This is a genomic window from Bacteroides sp. AM32-11AC (genome assembly GCF_003603515.1).
Classification (GTDB): domain Bacteria; phylum Bacteroidota; class Bacteroidia; order Bacteroidales; family Bacteroidaceae; genus Bacteroides; species Bacteroides uniformis.
Window position 1 is genome coordinate 54,019 of the sequence record NZ_QTNH01000005.1, and the last position, 23,700, is coordinate 77,718.

18 protein-coding genes are annotated in these 23,700 nt (G+C 45.8%); 9 read left to right on the forward strand and 9 right to left on the reverse strand.

The genetic code is table 11. The features are described from left to right. Positions 1–8: 8 nt before the first annotated feature. Positions 9–893 carry a YicC/YloC family endoribonuclease gene (locus DW800_RS06680; protein ID WP_008665165.1) on the reverse strand — a complete coding sequence of 295 codons (885 nt, stop codon included), beginning with the start codon at positions 891–893 and terminating at the stop codon, positions 9–11. A 91-nt stretch (positions 894–984) separates the two neighbouring features. Here DW800_RS06680 and tsaB point away from each other — a divergent pair, with 91 nt between their 5' ends. The 7 genes from tsaB to rseP all read left to right on the forward strand — a co-directional run bounded on the left by tsaB (position 985) and on the right by rseP (position 7,822). Next, complete coding sequence (gene tsaB, locus DW800_RS06685; RefSeq protein WP_008665164.1) at positions 985–1,677, forward strand: tRNA (adenosine(37)-N6)-threonylcarbamoyltransferase complex dimerization subunit type 1 TsaB; 693 nt, start codon at positions 985–987, stop codon at positions 1,675–1,677. A 114-nt stretch (positions 1,678–1,791) separates the two neighbouring features. After that, positions 1,792–2,412, forward strand: a complete 621-nt coding sequence (locus tag DW800_RS06690; RefSeq protein ID WP_005826977.1) for a DUF4290 domain-containing protein — start codon at positions 1,792–1,794, stop codon at positions 2,410–2,412. A gap of 84 nt (positions 2,413–2,496) precedes the next feature. After that, positions 2,497–3,804: a UDP-N-acetylglucosamine 1-carboxyvinyltransferase gene (murA, locus tag DW800_RS06695; protein WP_117703658.1), complete on the forward strand. Its 1,308-nt coding sequence runs from the start codon at positions 2,497–2,499 to the stop codon at positions 3,802–3,804. Position 3,805: 1 nt separating this feature from the next. Further along, positions 3,806–4,342, forward strand: coding sequence for a ribosome maturation factor RimM (gene rimM, locus DW800_RS06700; RefSeq protein WP_005826980.1), 537 nt, complete (start codon positions 3,806–3,808; stop codon positions 4,340–4,342). After that, complete coding sequence (locus DW800_RS06705) at positions 4,339–5,196, forward strand: M23 family metallopeptidase (RefSeq protein ID WP_005826982.1); 858 nt, start codon at positions 4,339–4,341, stop codon at positions 5,194–5,196. The genes rimM and DW800_RS06705 overlap by 4 nt, the downstream gene beginning before the upstream one ends. 36 nt (positions 5,197–5,232) lie before the next feature. Continuing rightward, on the forward strand, positions 5,233–6,378 hold the full coding sequence (locus DW800_RS06710) for a 1-deoxy-D-xylulose-5-phosphate reductoisomerase (RefSeq protein ID WP_117703657.1): 1,146 nt from the start codon (positions 5,233–5,235) through the stop codon (positions 6,376–6,378). 112 nt (positions 6,379–6,490) lie between these two features. Beyond that, complete coding sequence (rseP, locus tag DW800_RS06715) at positions 6,491–7,822, forward strand: RIP metalloprotease RseP (protein WP_005826988.1); 1,332 nt, start codon at positions 6,491–6,493, stop codon at positions 7,820–7,822. A 133-nt stretch (positions 7,823–7,955) separates the two neighbouring features. On the opposite strand, the gene DW800_RS06720 is transcribed toward rseP, so the two are convergent. After that, positions 7,956–8,855, reverse strand: coding sequence for a diaminopimelate dehydrogenase (locus DW800_RS06720; protein ID WP_005826990.1), 900 nt, complete (start codon positions 8,853–8,855; stop codon positions 7,956–7,958). A 195-nt stretch (positions 8,856–9,050) separates the two neighbouring features. Between DW800_RS06720 and ruvA the strand changes: the two genes are divergently transcribed. Then, positions 9,051–9,653: a Holliday junction branch migration protein RuvA gene (gene ruvA, locus DW800_RS06730; protein ID WP_005833022.1), complete on the forward strand. Its 603-nt coding sequence runs from the start codon at positions 9,051–9,053 to the stop codon at positions 9,651–9,653. A gap of 23 nt (positions 9,654–9,676) precedes the next feature. Next, positions 9,677–10,669 (forward strand): DUF3843 family protein, encoded by a 993-nt coding sequence (locus DW800_RS06735; RefSeq protein ID WP_005826997.1) that lies wholly within the window; start codon positions 9,677–9,679, stop codon positions 10,667–10,669. 195 nt (positions 10,670–10,864) lie between these two features. On the opposite strand, the gene DW800_RS06740 is transcribed toward DW800_RS06735, so the two are convergent. From DW800_RS06740 to DW800_RS06770, 7 genes are all read right to left on the reverse strand, one after another. Then, positions 10,865–12,028, reverse strand: coding sequence for a M24 family metallopeptidase (locus DW800_RS06740; RefSeq protein WP_005827001.1), 1,164 nt, complete (start codon positions 12,026–12,028; stop codon positions 10,865–10,867). Positions 12,029–12,165: 137 nt separating this feature from the next. After that, a complete protein-coding gene (gene gdhA / locus DW800_RS06745; protein ID WP_008665157.1) occupies positions 12,166–13,503 on the reverse strand; it encodes an NADP-specific glutamate dehydrogenase in 1,338 nt (445 codons plus the stop codon). Between the two features lie 378 nt (positions 13,504–13,881). Further along, on the reverse strand, positions 13,882–16,029 hold the full coding sequence (locus DW800_RS06750) for a glycoside hydrolase family 97 protein (protein ID WP_008665155.1): 2,148 nt from the start codon (positions 16,027–16,029) through the stop codon (positions 13,882–13,884). 3 nt (positions 16,030–16,032) lie between these two features. Continuing rightward, positions 16,033–17,370, reverse strand: coding sequence for an alpha-amylase family glycosyl hydrolase (locus DW800_RS06755; RefSeq protein WP_008665154.1), 1,338 nt, complete (start codon positions 17,368–17,370; stop codon positions 16,033–16,035). A 310-nt stretch (positions 17,371–17,680) separates the two neighbouring features. Continuing rightward, positions 17,681–18,859: a hypothetical protein gene (locus DW800_RS06760; RefSeq protein WP_119957924.1), complete on the reverse strand. Its 1,179-nt coding sequence runs from the start codon at positions 18,857–18,859 to the stop codon at positions 17,681–17,683. Positions 18,860–18,881: 22 nt separating this feature from the next. Continuing rightward, entirely contained in the window at positions 18,882–20,675 is a 1,794-nt protein-coding gene (locus DW800_RS06765) for a RagB/SusD family nutrient uptake outer membrane protein (RefSeq protein ID WP_005833034.1), read from the reverse strand. A 32-nt stretch (positions 20,676–20,707) separates the two neighbouring features. Then, positions 20,708–23,668, reverse strand: a complete 2,961-nt coding sequence (locus DW800_RS06770; protein WP_005827017.1) for a SusC/RagA family TonB-linked outer membrane protein — start codon at positions 23,666–23,668, stop codon at positions 20,708–20,710. Positions 23,669–23,700: the final 32 nt, after the last annotated feature.

The following is a 23,700-nucleotide window of genomic DNA, read 5'->3' on the forward strand; positions in this document are numbered from 1 at the left end:
ATTTGATACTACATGACGTTCAATACTTGTTCCTTGATTTGCTCCAATTCATCTTTCATCTGAACGACAATCTTCTGCATCTCCGCATGATTGGACTTACTGCCCAAGGTATTGATTTCGCGTCCCATCTCCTGGGCGATGAACCCTAACTTCTTGCCTTGTCCGGTTCCGGTTTCCAGCGTATTGATAAAATATTTCAGATGATTGCCAAGACGCTGTTTCTCTTCGTTCACATCCAGCTTTTCGATGTAGTAGATGAGTTCCTGCTCCAGGCGGTTCTTGTCATAATCCACACTTAAGGTCTTTTCCAGTGCATCTGTAATACGTTCCTTCACTTTGGCTACACGCTCTTTCTCATAGGGAGCGATAGTCTCCAACAGATGGGAGATGTTGGAGATCTTCTCACGGAACTTCTTTTCAAGGGCAGCTCCTTCCTGCTTACGGAAGTCCACCAGCGCACCAACAGCCTTTTCCACAGCCGAATAAACCACAGCCCATTCCTCCTCACTCAGTTCCTGCGTATCATTCTTAGTCATCACATCCGGCATACGGAGTAACGTGGCAAACCAGTCCGTCGCATCCGGCACAGGTATTCCTAGATTTTCTGATATAGCACAAATCTGCTTGTAATATCCCTCCACCAATGTCTGGTTGATGGGAGTGACGCTTTCCGCACTCTCTTTCTTTTCTATCCAAAGGCTGAAATCCACCTTTCCGCGCTCCAGTTTCCGTGATATTTCATTACGGATTTCCATCTCCTTCTCACGATAAAGCGGAGCAATGCGGGCAGATAGGTCCATTGCCTTACTATTGAGCGACTTTATTTCAACGTTGATTTTCTTATCAGGCAGTTCGACGGTTGCTTTGCCGTAGCCTGTCATGGATTGTATCATAATGTTATAGTTTTGCGCAAAATTACACGATTATTTTAATTAGTGAAAATAATCACGTAAATTTGCCACAATAAAATCAAGAATAAAAGTTATGTCATGTATCTTGCATATTGAAACGTCCACTTCTGCCTGCTCCGTAGCCGTGAGCGAGGACGGACAGAACGTTTTCAAGAAAGAGGACCTGAATGGCCCTTCACACGCCGTTTCATTGGGAGTCTTTGTGGACGAGGCGCTATCCTTTGCCGATAGCCATGCCATGCCGTTGGATGCAGTCGCCGTGAGCTGCGGCCCTGGTTCGTATACCGGGTTGCGTATCGGCGTGTCGATGGCAAAAGGTGTCTGCTATGGACGTAACCTGCCACTTATCGGGCTGGAAACCCTGAAAGTTCAGTGTGTACCGGTATTGCTCTACCACGATGAGTTACCCGACGACGCATTACTCTGCCCGATGATTGACGCCCGCCGCATGGAAGTCTATGCTGCCATCTACGACCGTGCCTTGAAATCGGTGCGCGACATTGCAGCCGATATTGTGGACGAAAACTCCTACCTGGAATTTTTAGAGCAACATCCCGTCTATTTCTTCGGTGACGGTGCAGCCAAATGTAAAGAGAAAATCACGCATCCCAATGCACACTTCATCGACGGCATCCGCCCGCTTGCCGGCATGATGTTCCCGTTGGCAGAAAAGGCAATAGCCGAACAAGATTTCAAGGATGTGGCCTATTTCGAACCCTTCTATTTGAAGGAATTCGTAGCCGGCACGCCAAAGAAACTTATTTAGGGTTTAGCGATTAGGGATTAGGGATGAATACCATGCGGTATCACTACGTAGCCCATTAATCACTAATCGCTAAACCCTAATCACTAATCGTTGAACATTAATCACTAATTAAAGATGCAATATAACACTCAACAAAAACGGATGCCCCTGCCCGAATATGGTCGCAGCATCCAGAATATGGTAGACCACGCGCTGACAATCGAAGACCGTGCAGAACGCCAGCGTTGCGCAAACACAATCATCAACATCATGGGAAACATGTTTCCCCATCTGCGCGATGTGCCCGACTTCAAACATAAGCTATGGGACCACCTTGCCATCATGGCCAACTTCCAATTGGATATAGATTATCCGTACGAAATTATCCGCAAGGACAATCTGAACACCAAGCCGGAGAGCATCCCCTACCCCAGTACCAAAATCCGCTACCGCCACTATGGCCGTACACTGGAAGTACTGATAAAGAAAGCCATCGAATTTCCGGAAGGAGAAGAGAAGCAGAACTTGATAGCGCTCATTTGTAACCACATGAAGAAAGACTACATGGCATGGAACAAAGATACCGTCGATGACCGTAAGATTTCAGATGACCTCACCGAACTCTCTGACGGAAAACTGCAAATGACAGACAGTATCGTCCGTCTCATGGCCGAACGTATTGACCAGAACTACCGTCCGAAAGTGAACAACCAGAATAACCGGAACAACAACCGGAACAATAAACGGAAATACTAAAATTGAATGATTAGTGGTTAGTGATGAATGCCATGCGGCATCACCATGCAGACCACTAATCACTAACCCCTAATCACTAATTTCATGGCATCATTTGTAATCGAAGGAGGACACAGACTTTCCGGTGACATTTACCCCCAAGGAGCAAAAAACGAGGTGTTGCAAATTATCTGCGCCACATTGCTCACTGCCGAAGAGGTGACTGTGCACAATATCCCGGACATACTGGACGTCAACAACCTTATCCAATTGATGCGGGATATGGGAGTCAGCGTATCTAAAAAAGGCATTGACACTTACAGCTTTCAAGCTGCCAACATTGATTTCGCCTATCTGGAAAGTGACGCGTTCCTGAAAAAATGTTCCAGCCTGCGCGGTTCCGTCATGCTGGTGGGGCCGATGGTGGCACGTTTCGGCAAGGCCATGATTTCCAAGCCGGGCGGAGACAAGATAGGACGCCGCCGTCTGGATACACACTTTATCGGTATCCAGAATTTAGGAGCCGACTTTGTCTATAATGAGGAGCGTGGCATCTACGAAATCTCAGCCAAACAACTGCATGGCAGTTATATGCTACTCGACGAGGCATCTGTAACGGGAACAGCCAATATCGTAATGGCAGCCGTCCTTGCCAAAGGCAAGACCACCATCTACAACGCCGCCTGCGAACCCTACGTGCAGCAACTTTGCAGAATGCTGAACCGGATGGGAGCTAAGATAGAAGGCATCGCCTCCAACCTCCTGACTATCGAAGGAGTAGACGAGCTGCACGGAACCGAGCATACCATCCTCCCCGACATGATTGAAGTGGGCAGTTTCATCGGCATGGCAGCCATGACCCGTAGCGAACTGACCATCAAGAATGTCTCCTACGAGAACTTGGGAATTATCCCCGACAGTTTCCGCCGCCTCGGCATCAAGATGGAGCAGCGAGGAGATGACATTTACGTGCCCTCACAAGAGACGTACCAGATAGAGTCCTTTATCGACGGCTCCATCATGACCATTGCCGATGCACCCTGGCCCGGACTGACACCAGACTTGCTCAGTGTGCTGCTGGTGGTTGCCACCCAGGCAAAAGGCAGTGTACTCATTCACCAGAAAATGTTCGAAAGCCGCTTGTTCTTTGTGGACAAGCTGATAGATATGGGAGCGCAAATTATCCTCTGCGACCCGCACCGCGCCGTTGTCATCGGTCACGACCACGGCTTTAAACTACGTGGCGGCAACATGACCTCGCCCGATATCCGTGCGGGCATCGCCCTGCTGATAGCTGCCATGAGTGCGGACGGCATCAGCCGCATCCACAACATAGAGCAGATAGACCGTGGGTATCAGAACATCGAAGGGCGACTGAATGCGCTCGGAGCAAGAATAACAAGAATAGAATAAGATGATAAAGAGAGAAGAAGTATATAAGATAGGTATATTCAACAAGCCCCACGGCATTCACGGAGAACTATCGTTCACTTTTACGGATGACATCTTCGACCGGGTGGAAGCCGAATACCTAATCTGCCTGCTGGATGGTATACTGGTGCCTTTCTTCTTGGAAGAATACCGTTTCCGCTCCGACACCACCGCCCTTGTCAAACTGGAAGGCGTGGACACGGCAGAACGCGCCCGCATGTTCACTAATATTGAGGTCTACTTCCCCGTAAAGCATGCAGAAGAGGCAGGACCAGGTGAACTGAGTTGGGACTTCTTCGTCGGTTTTCGTATGGAGGAAGTACATCACGGCACGCTGGGAGAAGTGACGGACGTGGACACATCGACCATCAACACACTGTTTGTGGTAGATTATCAGGGAGAAGAACTGCTGGTGCCGGCACAAGAAGAGTTTATCATAGACATTGACCAGAAGCACAAGGTCATCACCGTAGACCTGCCGGAAGGTTTGATAGCTTTGGACGAAACAGAAGAGGTATGAAAAAGAAACGAAGAAAAGCATTTTGGAGTAACATCAAGTTCAAGTACAGACTGACGATTACGAACGAGAATACCCTTGAGGATATCATCACGTTGCGCGTATCCAAGCTGAACGGACTGTCCGTATTGCTCTCCGTGCTGTTCGTATTGTTTCTCATCGCCTCCCTGATCGTAGCCTTCACCCCGCTGCGCAACTACCTGCCGGGATATATGAACAGTGAAATCCGTGCCCAGGTAGTGGAGAATGCCTTGCGCGTAGATTCCCTCCAGCAACTGGTGAACAGACAGAACCTCTATATCATGAATATCCAGGACATCTTCCAGGGCAAGATAAAGGCAGATACCATACATTCCATCGACTCGTTGACCCACCTGCGCGAAGATTCGCTCATGGAACGTACACAACGGGAAGCCGAATTCCGCAAACAGTACGAGGAGACAGAAAAGTACAACCTGACGAGCATCACTGCCCGCCCCGAAATAGACGGACTGATTTTCTACCGCCCCACACGCGGCATGATTTCATCTCCCTTCAATGCCGAAACAAAACACTTCGGCACGGACATTGCCGCCAATCCGGGCGAAAGCGTATTGGCCACCTTAGACGGTACCGTCATACTGAGTACCTACACTGCCGAGACGGGTTATCTGATAGAAATACAGCACAACCAGGACTTCGTGTCAGTCTACAAGCATTGCGGCTCTCTGCTGAAACGGGAAGGCGATGCGGTGAAAGGGGGTGAAGCCATCGCACTGGTAGGAAACACCGGCGAGCTGTCCACCGGTCCCCACCTTCACTTCGAGCTGTGGCATAAGGGCAGGGCCGTAAATCCCGAGCTTTACATCGTATTTTAGTCTCCAAATAGTAAACTGTAAATAGCATAATAGTAAATGAAACAGATTGCCATACTCGGTTCTACCGGTTCCATCGGTACACAAGCGTTGCAGGTCATCGAAGAACATCCCGACCAGTACGAAGCATACGTATTGACCGCCAATAACCGCGTAGAGGAACTCATAGCCCAGGCACGCAGATTCAAGCCTGAGGCAGTGGTAATAGCCAACGAATCGAAATACACGCAACTGAAAGAAGCGCTTGCCGACCTACCTATCAAGGTATATGCCGGCGCAGATGCCCTCTGCCAGATTGTGACCGAAAATCCCATTGATATGGTATTGACCGCCATGGTGGGATATGCAGGGCTGAAGCCCACCATGAATGCCATCCGAGCCCGTAAGCCGATAGCCCTTGCCAACAAAGAGACGCTGGTGGTGGCGGGAGAGCTCATCAATGACCTGGCACGTTTCAGCGGTGTCCCCATCCTACCCGTCGACTCCGAGCACTCCGCCGTTTTCCAGTGCCTGGCCGGTGAGATAGGCAACCAAATAGAAAAAGTGATATTGACTGCCTCCGGAGGTCCGTTCCGCACCTGCACTATGGAGCAACTAACAACCGTCACCAAAGCGCAAGCACTGAAACACCCCAACTGGGACATGGGCGCCAAAATCACGATAGACTCTGCTTCCATGATGAACAAAGGGTTCGAGGTAATCGAAGCCAAATGGCTGTTCAGTGTACGTCCCGACCAGATAGAAGTCGTGGTACACCCGCAATCCGTCATCCACTCCATGGTACAGTTTGAGGACGGTGCCGTGAAAGCACAACTGGGAATGCCGGACATGCGCCTGCCCATCCAATATGCCTTCTCCTATCCCGACCGGTTGAAAGCCTCTTTCCCGCGCCTGGACTTCAAGCTGTGCACGGAACTGACGTTCGAGCAACCGGACACCACCCGTTTCCGTAACCTCGCCCTGGCCTACGAAGCGCTACATCGTGCAGGCAATATGCCTTGCATTGTCAATGCCGCCAATGAAGTGGTGGTAGCCGCCTTCCTGCAGGACAAAATTTCGTTCCTTGGCATGAGTGAAGTAATAGAAAAGACCATGTCGCGCGTATCCTACTTACAGAAGCCCACCTATGAAGACTATGTGGCTACGGATGCCGAAGCCCGACGGATAGCAGAAGAGCTGATTTGATAGATACACCGGAATGAAAAGAATTATAAAAAACATCTACTCATTTGATACGTTAAATAAGAAAACGTACCTTTGCGAAAATTATAAAAATCGTAAAACAGCAAATAATTAGATGGAAACATTCTTGATTCGTGCCCTGCAACTCATTATGAGCCTCTCGTTGCTCGTTATTGTTCATGAGGGGGGGCACTTCCTTTTTGCGCGTCTGTTCAAGACGCGGGTAGAAAAGTTCTGCTTATTCTTTGACCCTTGGTTCACATTATTCAAGTTCAAGCCCAAACACAGTGACACGGAATATGGTATCGGGTGGCTACCCTTAGGTGGTTATGTAAAAATAGCAGGTATGATAGACGAATCTATGGATACCGAACAGATGAAGCAACCCATGCAGCCATGGGAGTTCCGTGCCAAGCCGGCATGGCAGCGCCTGCTAATTATGGTAGGCGGTGTATTGTTCAACTTCCTGCTCGCATTGTTCATCTATTCCATGATACTTTTTACTTGGGGCGACGAATATATACCAGTACAAAAAGCCCCATTGGGTATGGATTTTAACGAAACAGCCAAAGCCATAGGCTTCCGCGACGGCGATATCCTAATATCTGCCGACGGGGTACCATTCGAACGCTATGACGGCGACCTGCTGACCAGTATTGTCGATGCCCGCCAGGTAAGCGTATTGCGTGACGGGGAAGCTGCTTCAGTCTACATCCCCGAAGACATGATGAACCGCTTGCTGGCAGACAGCGTGCGTTTCGCCAGTTTCCGTTTCCCTTATGTAGTCGACAGCCTGATTGTAGGATACCCTGCCGCTTCCGCCGGTCTGCAAGTAGGTGACAGCATCACCCACTTGGATGGAAAGTCAATAGCCTACTACGACTTCAAAGAAGAGATGCTGAAGCGCAAGAAAGCCAATGCATCCCATGAGGTAACCTTGACATACGTCCGTAACGGTGTGACAGACACCTTGAGCATGATGACCAATGCCGACTATGAAATAGGCGTAGCAGCACGTACGGCAACCGACAAACTGCTGCCCGTTGTCCGCAAGGAATACAGTTTCCTTTCCTCTTTCCCTGCCGGCGTATCTTTGGGGGTAAAGACTCTGAAAGGCTACGTAGGCCAGATGAAATATCTCTTCTCCAAGGAAGGAGCCAAGCAACTCGGAGGTTTCGGAACCATCGGCAGTATTTTCCCCGCCACGTGGGACTGGCACCAGTTCTGGTACATGACGGCATTCCTCTCCATCATCCTTGCCTTTATGAATATTCTGCCCATCCCTGCACTGGACGGCGGACACGTGTTATTCCTCATTTACGAAATCATTGCACGCCGCAAGCCCAGCGACAAGTTTATGGAACGTGCGCAGATGGTGGGCATGTTCCTCTTGTTCGGTTTGCTGATTTGGGCAAACTTCAATGATATACTGAGGTATTTCTTTTAAAGAACAAGACATATAAAAAACGCATCATCCATTCGCGGTAGAACGGATGATGCGTTTGCATCAAACAGATGATGTATTCGGGGCAAGCAGACGATGCGTTTGAACCAAACACATCATCTGTTTTTTCTGTGTCTTATACCAAATGGCCAATCCACTCTTCGCGGTCGCCTGGAAGCAAGTCTATTACCGGAACTTCAACCATTGTATAGCAACCCGGCTGCTGACGCATAGCGGCACGCGCCACACATACCAGCACTTGTGCCGTGAGGGCAGGATTGTTGATACGCATGTTGAACTCAAATAGCTGGTTCTGCGTCTTGCCGGACACACCTTTACGGGTCAGGTTTACCCCATGACCCATATCGAGCAGTGCATCCACACTCGGAACCAATTTTACATGTGTTTCGTCATTCACAAAGTACGGGTCGGCTTTGATGGCTGCAGTCACCTTGTCAAATTCGTAGCCATCCTTCAACTCGATGTACACCATACGACGGTGAATGCCGGTTCCTGTAGGAATAGTCATGGAAAGGGCGGCTTTCACACCTTCGATGGCCTTTACAGCCACGGTATGTCCCATGCTCATGCCCGGACCAAAATTAGTATAGGTAATGCCTTTCGGAGCAATGGCTTCCAGCATGGTGCGGACAATGGAGTCACTACCCGGGTCCCAGCCGGCAGAAATGATGGATACCGTATTATGCTTTTTAGCCTCTGCATCCAGTGTGCGGCGCAAGGCAGTGATACCCGTATGGATATCGAAACTGTCCACAGTATGAATGCCTAAAGCAAGGATCTCCTTTGCATACTCTTCCACTTTGCGGGTAGGCGTACAAAGGATAGCAACATCCACGCCTTTCAGTTCCTTGATATTCTTCACAACGGGATATGCACTCAGTTCCGCAGGACAGTTTTCAGCTCCGGCACGGCGTACTACACCGGCAATTTCGAAATCGGGAGCTGCTTGCAGGGCTTCGAGCACATAATGCCCGATATTACCATAGCCAACGATGGCTGCTCTTACTTTTTTCATTCTTTTTATGAATTTATTTATCAGTTTTCTACTTTATCGGCGCAAAAGTAAGCATTTTAATTTATTATATCGGCAGAACTCCCTGCTGTTTCACACAGTTTTTCTTTTTTTAGTGAGTGAAAGTCCAATAATAATTCATACATTCGCAGATGATATGTACGCAAGGCACATTTGGGGCCAACAAGCAAAAGAATTATGATAGAATACATCAGAGGCGGAATTGCCGAACTAAGTCCGGCAACCGCAATAATAGACTGCAACGGACTGGGATACGGCGTCAATATTTCATTGAATACGTATGCCGCCATCCAGGGCAAGAAAGAATGCAAACTATATATATACGAAGCTATCCGTGAAGACGCCTATGTCCTCTACGGGTTCGCTGACAAGCAGGAACGCGAACTATTCCTGTTGCTCATCTCCGTTTCAGGCATCGGCGGAAATACAGCTCGCATGATTCTCTCGGCACTCTCGCCATCCGAACTGATAAATGTCATCAGCACGGAAAACGCCACTCTACTGAAAACAGTCAAGGGTATCGGGCTGAAAACAGCCCAACGGATAATTGTGGATTTAAAAGACAAAATCAAGACCGGCAGCGTTGTAGCCGGCAACGCAGGGACCATAGGTACACTGGTATCGGCAGCCAACGCACAAGTACAAGAAGAAGCCGTAGCCGCCCTTACCATGCTGGGCTTTGCACAAGCCCCCTCACAAAAAGTAGTGCTTGCCATTTTGAAGGAAGAACCAAGCGCACCGGTGGAACAAGTCATCAAATTGGCATTAAAAAGACTATAATATTTATCTAAAACAAACAAATCATGACAACAATCAACATGCAATATTGGTTGGGGGCCAATGAACGCACCCACGTACTGCCAACGGACAAATGGTACCTCGACTTTGCCACAAGCATCCTGCCCCTCGTCAAGACCTCTCCCTTGTTCAACAAGGAAGACCTGCGTACCCAAATTGACGCAGCCATCTCCCTCGGCATGTACTTTCAAGATGCCATTGCCCAAAGCGGAGGCTGGAAACTTTTCTCCGAAGCCTTTCAAGGAGTATACGGAACTTACCTGCCGTTCTATCCACTGGGTGACGATTATACGCCCGATGAAATAAATCAGGAAGACATTGCATTCGTACTGTGGACATTGAAATCACAATTCAGTATTTTTGACAAGGAATACACCTTGTTCAGTCCTTATGACAAAGACCTGCTTGCATTAAGCCAAAGCGCCTATGAACTGATGGATGCACGTTTCGAAGAAGCTCCCATCAGCGAGGGAGAATCTTCCTTTCTTTGGGTAATGGGACTTGATTTACTGGATATGCCCATTACTCCGCTGCCGGAAGTCACTCCGGAAACCAAACTGAGTAAAGATGCCGCCCGCTGTCTGGAATACAGCCAGGGGAAACCGCTGCTATACTTCACCGATTACAAGGAGCTTTGCACTTTCTTTGTCGATGTCTTGGGATGGGAAAACAAACGGTCCGCACTATTGCCCGACCTGGAATACCAAAAAGAGTTCGTGATTTATGCCAACGCCAAAGGTATGCTCGTAGCCCACAACGTGGCCGCCTATTTCTGTGAAGAACATAACCCGATGTACGATGCCAAACGCGCTGCTGCAGAGGGTTACAAGATGTTCTGCCAACCCGGAGAGTGTCCGTTCGACCTGCTGAAATACGGAATGACCAAAGGAATTCTACCCGATGTGGAACTTCCCTTCCTGAAAGGAAAAGAAACACTGCATCAATATTGGGACTTTATAGCCCGCTACTACTTATGTGAATATTATGAAGGCGAGTAACCATTCCGGCATAAAGCCCAAACGGAGCAACAAGGCCAAGCCAACCGGAAAACGGATTGGTAAATCCAAACCTTCGAAAGCGAATAATCAGCTTAACAGAAGGGTGAAATAATGGAAAATGGATAATGGAAAAATAAACAGTGCAGCGTATTTATTGAAACCGCATGGCAATTTTCCATTATCCATTATCAATTTTCAAAGTTCCACAATCTCTTCCTTACACAACGTCAGTTTCTCCACTCCTTCCGCTGTTACAACCCAAGAGTTTTCGATACCGACGGGACCAATGCCCGGCAAAACAATCTTCGGTTCCAAAGCAAAGACCATGCCCGGTTCCAGCTCCTGCTTCATGCGTGGAGCCAGCACCGGCATTTCATTGATTTCCAGTCCGATGCCATGACCGATAAACTTGGCTTTTTGAGTGGCTCCCATAAAGTTGTCGGCAAAGCCCGCTTTGGTGACAATATCGATAGCGAGATTGTAAAGGTCCTCACAAACAGCACCTGGTTTCGCTTTTTCTACAACAGCCTCTTGTATGTCCAGGCAAACCTGATGGGCAACATATGCCTTTTCCGGCAGCTTTCCGATAGAGAATACACGGCTCATGTCTCCCATATAGCCATAGAAGTTACCCCCCATATCGACCATAAAGCTCTGGCCGGGCTGCAACAGTGCACCGTTCACACTGATAGGCAGTGACGGATCAAGTCCCTCGCCTCCCAGAGCAAAATCATAGGGGGCAGGCGCAGTAGCATTATCTCCTGCCAGCAGACTTCCCATAAAAATCTCCATACTTTGTCCGAAGGTACGGAAAATACCCAGACAACCTTCCAAACGCATCAGGCGCTCTATTTCGATGGATAACTGGCGGTCTGTCATTCCTGGTCTATAAACCGAGGGTATTTGTTCGTAAGCTTTAGCATGTGCAATGCCGGAACGGCGGAACATCTCAATCTCTATTTCAGTCTTGACACTTCGGGCCTTCCGGATAAGTGCCGTACCACAAGGAAGCACCTCCGTTTCAGGGAAACACGCAGCCAAACGGTTATATTCCGTAAAAGACAACTCATCCCCCTCCAGCATCAACCTCGCAGGTATGGGCAAACCACATTCCTTTAGTAAGTCAGGCAGTTGTTCCGGTTTACGGATAGGATGAATATGTTCCCCTTCAATATTGTTGGGACGTTTGATGAATAAACGAGCGGGAGCATTCAACGGCAGATACAAGTAACCGCTGACGACACGTCCGTACGTATAGATTAAATTTACATTGCAAGCGATAAGAGCGGCATCAATCTCTTGTTGAGCCATGAGAGAGCGTATTTTATCACGTCTCAGTTTCAATTCAGGTAGTAACATCTCTTTGTCATTTATGGTTTCTCGGATACAAAGATACAACTTTTTTAATTGAGAATAAAAAAGTACTGCCCCATACCTTCACAGGCGTAGGGCAGCACAAACCACAAATACAAATACAACTAAACAAAGTTTCTCTCTTAGATAATTCCCTGACCCATCATGGCATGAGCCACCTTCATGAAGCCGGCGATATTCGCTCCCTTCACGTAGTTGATGTAGCCATCAGGTTCTGTCCCATATTTTACGCATTGAGCATGAATTCCGTGCATGATGGCGTGGAGTTTTTCATCCACTTCGGCTGCACTCCAGCTGAGGTGCATGGCGTTCTGCGACATTTCCAGTCCGCTGGTAGCCACACCACCTGCATTGACAGCCTTACCCGGTGCATACATAATCTTATTTTCAATAAAAAGGTCGATAGCTTCGGGCGTACATCCCATATTGGAGATTTCGCCTACACATGTCACCTTGTTGTCAATGAGGTGTTGTGCATCTTCGCCGTTCAGCTCGTTCTGGGTAGCGCAAGGCAGAGCGATGTCCGCTTTCACTTCCCACGGGCGTTTGCCTGCTACGAAAGTAGAGCCGGGGAATTCGTCGGCATACGGTGCTACGATATCGTTGCCCGATGACCGGAGTTCCAGCATATAATCTATCTTTTCGCCACTGATACCGTTCGGGTCGTAGATGTAACCGTCGGGACCGGAGATGGTAACCACCTTGGCACCCAATTCGGTAGCCTTGGTAGCAGCACCCCAAGCCACATTTCCAAAACCGGAGATAGCCACGGTCTTGCCCTTGATGTCAATGCCTTTTGTTTGTAACATTTGGTTTACGAAATACAAGCCGCCGAATCCTGTTGCTTCGGGACGAATCAGCGAACCGCCAAATTCCAATCCTTTACCGGTAAATGTGCCCGTAAATTCGCGAGTCAACTTCTTATACATACCGAACATATAGCCCACTTCGCGACCGCCTACACCGATATCACCGGCAGGAACATCCATATCCGGACCGAGGTGACGCCACAATTCCAGCATGAAGGCCTGACAGAAACGCATGATTTCAGCATCGCTCTTTCCGCGCGGAGAGAAGTCGGAACCACCCTTACCACCGCCCATAGGCAATGTAGTCAAAGCATTCTTGAAAGTCTGCTCAAATCCCAGGAATTTGAGGATAGAAAGATTTACGGAAGCATGGAAACGAATACCGCCTTTGTACGGGCCAATGGCATTGTTGAACTGCACACGATAGCCGAGGTTCGTCTGAACTTCACCCTTATCATCCACCCACGTTACACGGAAAGTAAAGATACGGTCAGGTTCAACCAGACGTTCTATAATTTTCGCTTTCTCGAACTCAGGATGTTGGTTATAGATATCTTCGATGGAAAGAAGAACTTCCTTTACGGCTTGAAGATACTCAGACTCGCCGGGGTGCTTTGCCTCTAAAGAGGCCATGATACGTTCGATATTCATAATATTACGTTTTAAAGGTTATTACCTTGTTGACTTCACGCTATTCAAACAAAATGTCAATGAATAACACCGCAAATATAAGAAAACTTTTCAAAACAGCTAAATTTTACGGTTATATTTTGATTAAAGAATGATAAAATGTCAAATCCCCGGCATTCTCTATTCATACCTAAATGGTCTATTCTTTTCCTATTCTGTCAACAATTCGCCATAACGGCATAAATATAGAAAAAATTATAATAAAGAAAATAAGAAATGACGAATAATTTACGAAAAAAGACACAATCCTCACGGACTATGCCTTTCCAATTGCTAACTTTAATTCTTAAATGCTTGTATTAAATCCGCAACATAATAATTACTATGTACGGACAAGCTTCATAATTTCTTCAATCCTTTTACCTCTTCTTTTGTTGCTTCTCGAACACTGATAGCCACCCCTCCACTACTTGCCAGAGGTTGACGCAGCACACTCTTTGACGTTACTATGCCACGACGGATGTCATAGCTCTGCGGATTATCTTTCCAGTCTGCATCCCGACCATCTGCATAAACGGTAACAATATATTTCCTTCCTTCGGGTAAGAAAGAGAAAGGAATAGTTGCCGTACGAGGATGTTCGTCGGTAATAGCACCTACATACCACTCTTGTTTTCCTTTGGCTTGACGAGCCACTGTGATATAATCACCCGGTTCGGCTTCCAGATACCAAGAATTGCTCCAATCCACCGCTACATCCTTAATAAATTGAAACGCATCGGGAAAACGGCGATAATTATCCGGCAGGTCTGCTGCCATCTGTAACGGAGAGGGCATCGTTACATATAGAGCCAATTGTTTTACCAATGTAGTACCCGCCTGACCTTTAGGTTTCGAACCATTATAATACGAAAGTTTTGTCTGGAAAATACCAGGAGTGTAATCCATCGGACCACCCTTCAACCGAGTAAACGGCAAGATACAAGTATGATCCGGATCATTGCCCCCCATAGATTCAAACTCACCACCACGGGCAGATTCTTGCGCTACCCAGTTGGGCCAGGTACGGCACAAGCCGGTGGGACGAACAGCCTCGTGACTATCTACCATAATCTTATAATCAGCAGCACGCTTCACCACATGTATATAATGATTGTTCATCCATTGTGAGGAATGATATTCACTACGGGGAATGATTGAGCCCACATATCCGGTCTTTACAGAATTATAGCCATTATCTACCATAAATTGAAAGGCTACATCCAGCTGCCGCTCATAGTCGGCAGCATTAGCAGCCGTCTCATGATGCATGATAATCTTTACTCCCTTTGATTTGGCATAGGCATGTAGTACCGCAACATCAAAGTCCGGATAAGGTTTGTCAAAAAGGAACTGACGATCCTTACGATAGGATGCCCAATCTTCCCAACCTTCATTCCAGCCCTCAACCAATACCGCATCAATACCATTCTCCGCCGCAAAGTCTATGTACTCTTTCACATGTTCAGTATTGGCCGGATGATGTCCATTAGGAGTTAACTTTGAATAGTCGGTTATGCCGGGTTTAGCCTTATAATAGTCGCTATATGCCCATGTACCTCCTCCACCAGTAAACATCTCCCACCAGACACCGATAAATTTCTGTGGCTTAATCCAAGAAGTATCTTCCAGCTTACAAGGTTCATTCAGATTAAGAATCAACTGAGAAGCAAGGATGCTACGTGCATCGTCACTAACCATAATTGTACGCCACGGGGTATGCAACGGTAATTGCAGATATCCTTTCTTTCCTAATTTATCGGGAGTAAGATGAGCAGAGAAGTTAAACTCTTTATCATCCACATTCAGCAACATGGCAGAATAATCTACCAAGGCAGCTTCATGAATATTGATATAAAGTCCTTCGGTAGTCTTTATCATAAGGGGTGTTTGTACTGTGAATGAAGTCGCTTTAGCTTCATATCCTTTTTTACGTAGATTACGTTCCATAGCTTCGCGCACTTCGGAAATGGCCGCAGTAGTATAGGCAAACTCATTCGTATCATAATCACCGGGAATGCAATAGAGTGTATGATTACCGGTCAGATTGAATTCCGTCAGTTCGTCTTTTACCGTCAGATAATTCATGGTTTTCTGCTCCGGCAACTCATAACGGAATCCGAGTCCATCGTCAAACAATCGAAAACGTACAATCATCATACGGTCGTGCTTTGCCGGTTGTGAGAGAGTGACAGTAAGTTCATTGTAATGGTTACGGACTTTTTCATACTCTCCCCATACAGGCATCCAAGTTTCATCAAAAGTAGAATTTGTTGCATCAAGAATCCGGAAGCCATTTGACAAATCCGCTTCTTCCATAAGTATTCCCAAGGCAGAAGGTTCTACAACCGGCTCTCCTTTGTAATATAAGCTATAGACCGGCCCCCCCTCGGAATCAAGCACAACATTGAGTTTCAGATTCCCATTGGGAGATGACAATTCGTGTGCCATCGCCACACAAGCAATTCCCAGAAATACAACTGTTAATAATACATGTTTCATATACATCCGTTATTGTTGATATATAAAATATTGATAAGGTTCCATCGTCATTACTGTAGGCAACTCCACATCCACACCGGCAATCACATCGGTCATGGTCTTGCCAGCATGCTCCATAGGTACTTTCACTTGTACAGACTCATTGGCAGTATTCACCATGACCAACATGCCATGACTGCCTGCTGCCCGATAAAATGAAGCGACATCTCCGGTAGTATAAACTTCCAGTTCACCACCACGTACACTGCTCGTAGCTTTATAGGCTCTGATGATTTCTGCCATCTCTTGCGCAAAGACTTCATTGGACTTCAAGTCTATAACTCCGTAATTGAAAAAGTTAAGTGACCGCGGATAGGCTACTTCCTGCGAACTATAAATAAGAGGTATCCCCTCGAGCATAGTCGTCAATACAAAAGCAGACATGGCACCACGCTCACCGCCATAACATTCTATCGGTGAAGCCTCACTTGCCTGGTCATGATTAGTAGAATAGCGTAACCGTAACGTACCCTTCGGCATTCCCTCCAATTCGGAAGTATTCATAGCATAAAGGTCAGTAAGTGAGCATTTACCGGCATAATAGTCTTTCAGTTTACTATGGAAGTTCCAGCCGTAGAGCAGATTGAAACCATTGTTCATTAAAGACGTTTTTCCGCCTTCGGCAAGCATCAGCAAATTATTGTCAAGTGTACGGAGCTCGGCGATTGCTTTCTTCCAGAAAGCATCTGGTACCCCCTCGGCATAATCACAACGGTATCCATCAATACCAATTTCTGTTACCCAATACTTCATGGCATCAATCATGGCTTGCTGCATGGTTTCGTTGTCAAAATTCAAGTCAGCAACATCCGCCCAAGGCTGTTCTTGAGGTTGTACCACATTGCCATTTGCATCCTGTGTATACCAATCCGGATGCTCAGTCACCCAAGCATTGTCCCACGAAGTATGGTTGGCAACCCAGTCAAGAATCACTTTCATTCCTTTGGCATGGGCAGCATCTACCAGTTCTTTCAAGTCTTTTTTTGTTCCGTAACGTGTATTCAGCTTTTTATAATCCTTTATACAATAAGGTGAATTCACACTTTTCAGTACTCCCGGCTCATTTACAGGCATCAGCCAAAGCACGGTAGTTCCCAGGCTTTGAATACGGTCAAGCTCTGCTTTGATGGCAGAGAACGCATTTTCTTCGGCAAAAATGCGGGGATTTGCCTCATAAATCACCATATCCGAAGCCATGTATTCTTCCTGTGGGACGGGAATCGGTTCCATGTCACTCTGACTATCACTACACCCCATACAAGAATGTAGCATCGTAAAGAGCAGTGTCGCAATTATTACTTTTTTCATATTTCTACTTTTTATCTATACTTATACTCATTGGCGGAACTGATATCTGCAAAAGGAGCATCCAAACTCTCCAGTGATGGGCATTGGCAGAAAAGATACTAAGACTTAATACTAAAAATCCCGGAAGCCAATACTAAAAAACAAAAGAGCTAAGAGATAACTTCTTCCCAAGGCTTGGTTTTTCTATCCCAAGACTTGGGATAGAAAACCCAAGCCTTGGGACATATATCCGCAAGATTGAAAAGAGATATCCTATCCCCAATCTCATTCCACCAATAGGTCATTTAACATCTTCATTACTATACAAAACTCATTTCAAGAAATTATTCTGATTAGAAACAAAAGCCGCTTCAGATTCCGGTTCAGAGTCTCCGTCCGGATTGTTAGGGTCAATCTCCTCACCAGCTATGTCCGTAATACGGAAATAATAATCTCGATCAAGCGTCACTGCTGCGAGGTCAAATTGTGAGCCTCCATTGTTATTATTCATTATCAGATTGTAAGTCAATCCCTTATTTGCTTCACCTGTATCGTAATAATTATACGTGACACCTTTTATCTCAACACTACCGGTTGGTAATATTCCTGGCCAACTGCCAAAGAGTTCCGGTATATCATTTCCCCACGCATATATGGTTGTTTCTGCCCATCCGGACTGGTCTTCAATAAAAATGGTATAACCATCATGGATGACCACTGCATCCGGATCTATTTCCGTCCAACCGCTTTCTGTGATTTCCAAATATATGTCACGGTCAAGAGTAAAGTTCTGTGGTCCATCAAATTGTGAACCTACTCCATTATCGTTAAATATCAAATTGTAAACCAATCCCTTATTTGCTTCACCTGTATCGAAGTATTTATAGGTAATTCCTTTTATCTCAACGCTACCAGTAGGTGAAATACCGGGCCAACCTCCAAAAAGTTCCGGCAAATCATTTCCCCACGCATAAAGTGTCAGTGCATCCCAACCTGTATTGTCCATCACGAACACAGCATAACCGTCATGAATCACTTCACTTGGGTCTTCCGGCTCCTCAAAATAAGCATTCCAGCGGGTTACCGTTATATCAGTGCGAGTACCTACCTTAGCCGAAATTTGATGTAAAGCATCCCCATTCTGCAAAGTACGCTCTATACCTTGTGTCTTAGAAACGAAATAAAAGCCATCGGCAAGTGTCTTTCCATTAACAAAATCTTCCGGATAGAGGTATATGCCCCATTTAACATCATTGTTTGCAGCTTTCTCCATCTGCCACTTAAGGTCTCCGGAAGCAGCATCCTGACCTCCATTGAAATCGCCTGCAATATAAATTATTTCATCGGCACCAGTTCCTTGGGGCATAATCACCTCCAGCAAGATAGCATCGCTACGAAGTTCAAATTGCGGCAACTCATGGTCAAACACAATTTCCTCCTTGTCACAACTACTGATGAAAGCTACAAAAAGCAACAAAAGCCATAGCGGATTACATATATATTTTTTCATTGTTACTATTATTATAGGATGATTAATAATTAGGATTCTGTACCAGTCCCGGATTTACCATAAGGGCAGACTGGGGCAAGGGATACCACTCGTATTTGCGGTCACGTTTAGCCGGATAGCTTAAACCGTCGTCCGTGGCACGGCCAAAGAACCACCATTGCCCTTGCGTAAACTTATCGAAACGACGCAAGTCTGTACGACGACGACGCCCCTCTCCCAAGAATTCAAGTCCCCATTCACTCAACATCCAATCCATATCAAAGGATGTAAAACCAGGACCGGGCTGTTCGAGAGCCGATTTATCTGTAAAATAGCGTGTTTTAACTCTATATACCAGCTCTTTAGCACCTTCTGTATCACCTGCACGCATTTTACATTCAGCAAGAGTATAGACCACTTCACTCAAACGGAATTCCACCTCATCGATGTTTTGGAAATCAATGCCTGCACTCTCCGGATAAACCGGATATCTTACCAAACGGACACCTGAATTCGTTTCACCCCAGCGAGGTGACATGACAGTCTCCAGATTACGTCCTAAATTAAGGAATGTACCCACCTGATCCACATAAACCAAATCCTGACCGTCACGGTCGGCATCTGCTTTCAAAGCCGCACCCTTACCATAGTTGGCTTTAATAGCCCCTTTCAAAAAAATGCCTTGATAGTTTCCTGTTGTTTCATTATACACATAGTTCTGCTTACGGATATCTTTATCGTGGAAACGTTCATAAACTGCTCCTAACTTATCACCGTAGTCAGTAAGAAAGCTCTTAGGATTGTCAGTACCACCATACGGCTGTACATTTCCAGAATTATCCCATGAAGGTGCCAAGCATACACAATTCCATCCGCTCTGGCTGTATGTACCTCCAAAGTAATCCCAACAATTGTAAGGCATGAAAGGCATGTTACGCATCCAACCGGTATTGACCTGACCGACTTCCATCGCCAATGCCATTACAACTTCCGGACATTCTACATTGTTTATCGAATAAATATCGCGATAGTCATCGGTAATGCTGTAAGTACCATAATCGCCATTCAGAATTTTTTGGCAAAGAGTGGCACACTCATTATAACTGTTTTGTTTGATAAACACCTCAGAATTCAGCAACAAGCGCATCTTAATCATACGATTGGCAGCTTGGTTCATGCGGTTGCGAGTCTTTCCAGAACCATCTTCTTTCATAAGATCTGTAACTGACTCATCTAATTCCTGACTGATAAAATCGTAGATAATCTTGCACCCCTTATCAAAATCAGTATCTGCAGAACCAGGGATTTCCGCACCCGAAGAAATGTTCAAGGGAAGTGCTCCACCCCAAATCTCAAAGATATTGTAGTATGCCCAAGCACGCAGGGTACGTACTTCGGCAATATAACTATTCAAAGCATCCTCAGTCATGCGTATAGATGCGGGGCTGATTGCCTGCAAATCTGTAATAAGCGTATTGCAAAGCCCAATAGTGGTCCACGCATTCTCCCAAGTTTGGCGAATAATGGTTGATTCTGACGTCCAGGTATGTGAAGACAAAGCAAACTTCAATGCCTCATCCCATCCCCAAAGTCCACCGTTCCAACTGCGCCATGCCACCTGGTCGGCAGAAAACTCCTGCAAATACCAGAAGTATTCCAAATAACTATATGCAGCTTTCGAATAGATGGCTGCCACTGCCCCCTGAACACTCGTCTCATCTTGATAATAAATTCCGGCATCCACACGATCGAACACTTCCTCGTCCAAATTAGTACAAGAGAAAAGTGAACATGACATAATCATCGCCAATAACCAACGACATTTTATATATTTCATATCTTTCATATTTTTAATAATTTGTTTCTCATTTATTTGAAGCGAAGAGTCACACCTAAACTCAATTGAGTTGCTGTAGGATAAGCACTATTACTATCTACTCCCGGCTGGATACCATTCACGTCTATAATTGAAGGGTCATTACCAGAATATCCGGTCAAGGTAAACAGATTCTTGGCAGACAGATATATGCGCATATTATCCAGTAACTTACGGTTCTTAGGAGTAAAATTATATCCCAAGGTTACATTTTCCAGTTTTATGAAGCTACCATCCTCCAGGAAATAGGAAGATATTACTCCACCACCGGTACGGATATTCTTATCTTCCAGATACGCAGAGCGAAGAACATTATCTGTACCACATCCCTGAAGCCCCATACCATATTTACGCATATTGAATACATCAAAACCGAATGTACCGCGGAAGAATACACTCAAATCAAAATTTCTCCAAGTCAGGTTGTTACTCCAAGACAAGAAGTGCTTGGGAGCACCATTGCCAATATAACGTTTATACTTGGCATCAGCCTGAGAAATCGGTATTTGCTCATCTTTATCATTCAAAATAAGCATATTGCCATTTTCGTCAACACCTGCATATTCATAACCGTAGAACTGCCCTATCTCTCCCCCTTCCTGCACACGGAAGAAATATTCGCTGGAACCAGTACCCGGTTTTAAGTAAAGGTCGAGATAAGATGCCTTGTAAATATCGTTAGAAAGTTTGGTCAACTTAGTCTTCCCATAAGAATAATTGATTCCGCTCGTCCACTTCACTGCTGTTTTAGTAAGGATATCACCATCCAAAGATACTTCTATACCGGTATTTTTCGTTGTTCCAACGTTAACCAAAATAGTGGAATAGACAAAAGGCGGTTGAGGTGCCGTGTACGTATAAAGCAAGTCTTTAGAACTACGGTCAAAATACTCCACTGAACCACGTAAACGATTCCATAGAACAAAATCAACACCCAGATTAATCGCAACGCTCTTTTCCCAAGCCAAATCCGGATTAGCATTACTAGAGGGAGCATAGCCCGTTACCCAACGCCCGTCAAAGAGATAACTACCATTGGTATTGTAAGTAGAAAGTGATTTATAAGCATCAAAATCCGAACGACCGGTAATTCCGAAAGAAACACGCGGTTTCAAACTGGTCAACACTTTCCGGGTATTCTTCATAAAGCCCATCTCCATCATTTCCCAAGCCAAAGAAGCTGCTGGGAAGTACCCCCACTTTTGGTTAGCACCAAATTTGGAAGAGCCTTCATAGCGCAACGAAGCCGATGCAAAAAGCATATCCTTCCAATTATAGTTCAACCGACCAAAGAAGCCAATAAGTGTCGATTCAGAGCGACCGCTATATAAACTTGCCAAACCATCCTTCAGATAAGAGCCACTACCCAAATCCCAATATTTCGTATTATCAAAAGAGAAGTCGTTGTTACTACCACCAATCTGTTCCCAGATAGACTTCTCATAAGTATAGCCCACTACAGCCTTAATATTGTGGTCGCCCAAGTTCAGTGCATAATTTCCCAACCACTCCAATCGATTGGTGTACCATTTCTGATACTTCATTTCCGCACGTCCTTTATAACCATTCCAATAGGACTCCGAACCGGCAGACGAAGCATAATATTGTTGCTTCATGTCATTGTAATGCAATGAGTAACTTAATGTTGTATTCAACAAATGCTTTTCTGTCTGCAAAATATTCAGTTTAGCCTCAGCCGTACCCAACAAATACATACGCTGGCCGTTGTTATCTCTCAAAGCAAGCTCCGCAACCGGATTGGTTGCACCCGTAGGAGAAGTAGGCTGATAATACGAACCGTCTGCATTATATACCGGCATTGTAGGATTCATTGTGAGTGCCCTATCGAAGAAACCATCATTTCCCCAGGTTTCATTTACACGACGTGCACTCAACGAACCGTTGAATTGTAAGCGATTCTCCAGTACACGCTGTTCCATAGAAAAACGACCTCCAAATTCTTCACGACCACTCACGATGTCAAGTCCATTGGCACTTTTGTAATTGAAGGAAGCACCATAGAAACCATTCTTTGTGCTACCATCAATAGATATATATTGGTTTGTGTCGTATGCTACATCACGAGTAATCAGTCCATACCAGTCAGTGTCGGCTCCATAGTCTGTACCTCGTCTCGAACGACGGAATTCATCAGCCGACAGAATATCCGGAGAGGGCTTGGCTACATTAAAAGCGATGTAACTGTCATATGTGACTACCGTTTTTCCAGCTTCACCCGAGCCACGTTTCGTTGTAACTAAAATCACACCATTAGCACCTCGCGTTCCGTAAATAGCAGCTGAACCCGCATCTTTCAATACCGTAATAGATTCAATATCCTGTGCAGCGATGTTACGGATATCGCCACCTGCCACACCATCTATGACAATCAAAGGACTATTACTTGCAGAAACAGATGTTGCACCACGTACTTGTAATGAAGAACTGGAGTTAGGATTGGCAGCTGCCTGCGTATTGACATTCAAGCCCGCGACTTTTCCCGATACCATTTCCATCGGGTTATTCATAGCCCCCAAATTAAAATTTTTCTTATCCACTTGTACAATGGAACTGGAAACTTCTTTTTTACTCAATGAACCGTAACCCACTACTACAACTTCTTCCAACACCTGCTGGTCATCATGCAAGACAACATCAATCTTGTTTCTACCGGATACGTTCAGTTCCTGCGTTTGGTAACCTACATAAGAAAAAATAAGTATTGCATCAGGATTGACATTCAATAACACATAGTTACCGTCAATGTCAGTTATCACCCCCGAAGTTGTACCCTTTACCAATACACTTGCACCGATAAGACCTTCACCCGTTGCATCGGTCACCTTTCCTTGTACCTGAAGTTGTTGCGCAACAGCAACACCAGTCATCATAAGAAAACCCAGTAAAAGGATCATGCGCTTTTTAAGGCATCTCTTTAGACTTTTCTTTTTCATCTTATTAGAAATTAGTTAAACAATAAATAGAT

What these genes read in the sequence shown, in the direction of transcription:
- DW800_RS06680 (WP_008665165.1), bottom strand. Translation starts at nt 893, where the DNA reads ATGATACAATCCATGACAGGCTACGGCAAAGCAACCGTCGAACTGCCT.
- tsaB (WP_008665164.1), top strand. Translation starts at nt 985, where the DNA reads ATGTCATGTATCTTGCATATTGAAACGTCCACTTCTGCCTGCTCCGTA.
- DW800_RS06690 (WP_005826977.1), top strand. Translation starts at nt 1,792, where the DNA reads ATGCAATATAACACTCAACAAAAACGGATGCCCCTGCCCGAATATGGT.
- murA (WP_117703658.1), top strand. Translation starts at nt 2,497, where the DNA reads ATGGCATCATTTGTAATCGAAGGAGGACACAGACTTTCCGGTGACATT.
- rimM (WP_005826980.1), top strand. Translation starts at nt 3,806, where the DNA reads ATGATAAAGAGAGAAGAAGTATATAAGATAGGTATATTCAACAAGCCC.
- DW800_RS06705 (WP_005826982.1), top strand. Translation starts at nt 4,339, where the DNA reads ATGAAAAAGAAACGAAGAAAAGCATTTTGGAGTAACATCAAGTTCAAG.
- DW800_RS06710 (WP_117703657.1), top strand. Translation starts at nt 5,233, where the DNA reads ATGAAACAGATTGCCATACTCGGTTCTACCGGTTCCATCGGTACACAA.
- rseP (WP_005826988.1), top strand. Translation starts at nt 6,491, where the DNA reads ATGGAAACATTCTTGATTCGTGCCCTGCAACTCATTATGAGCCTCTCG.
- DW800_RS06720 (WP_005826990.1), bottom strand. Translation starts at nt 8,855, where the DNA reads ATGAAAAAAGTAAGAGCAGCCATCGTTGGCTATGGTAATATCGGGCAT.
- ruvA (WP_005833022.1), top strand. Translation starts at nt 9,051, where the DNA reads ATGATAGAATACATCAGAGGCGGAATTGCCGAACTAAGTCCGGCAACC.
- DW800_RS06735 (WP_005826997.1), top strand. Translation starts at nt 9,677, where the DNA reads ATGACAACAATCAACATGCAATATTGGTTGGGGGCCAATGAACGCACC.
- DW800_RS06740 (WP_005827001.1), bottom strand. Translation starts at nt 12,028, where the DNA reads ATGTTACTACCTGAATTGAAACTGAGACGTGATAAAATACGCTCTCTC.
- gdhA (WP_008665157.1), bottom strand. Translation starts at nt 13,503, where the DNA reads ATGAATATCGAACGTATCATGGCCTCTTTAGAGGCAAAGCACCCCGGC.
- DW800_RS06750 (WP_008665155.1), bottom strand. Translation starts at nt 16,029, where the DNA reads ATGTATATGAAACATGTATTATTAACAGTTGTATTTCTGGGAATTGCT.
- DW800_RS06755 (WP_008665154.1), bottom strand. Translation starts at nt 17,370, where the DNA reads ATGAAAAAAGTAATAATTGCGACACTGCTCTTTACGATGCTACATTCT.
- DW800_RS06760 (WP_119957924.1), bottom strand. Translation starts at nt 18,859, where the DNA reads ATGAAAAAATATATATGTAATCCGCTATGGCTTTTGTTGCTTTTTGTA.
- DW800_RS06765 (WP_005833034.1), bottom strand. Translation starts at nt 20,675, where the DNA reads ATGAAATATATAAAATGTCGTTGGTTATTGGCGATGATTATGTCATGT.
- DW800_RS06770 (WP_005827017.1), bottom strand. Translation starts at nt 23,668, where the DNA reads ATGAAAAAGAAAAGTCTAAAGAGATGCCTTAAAAAGCGCATGATCCTT.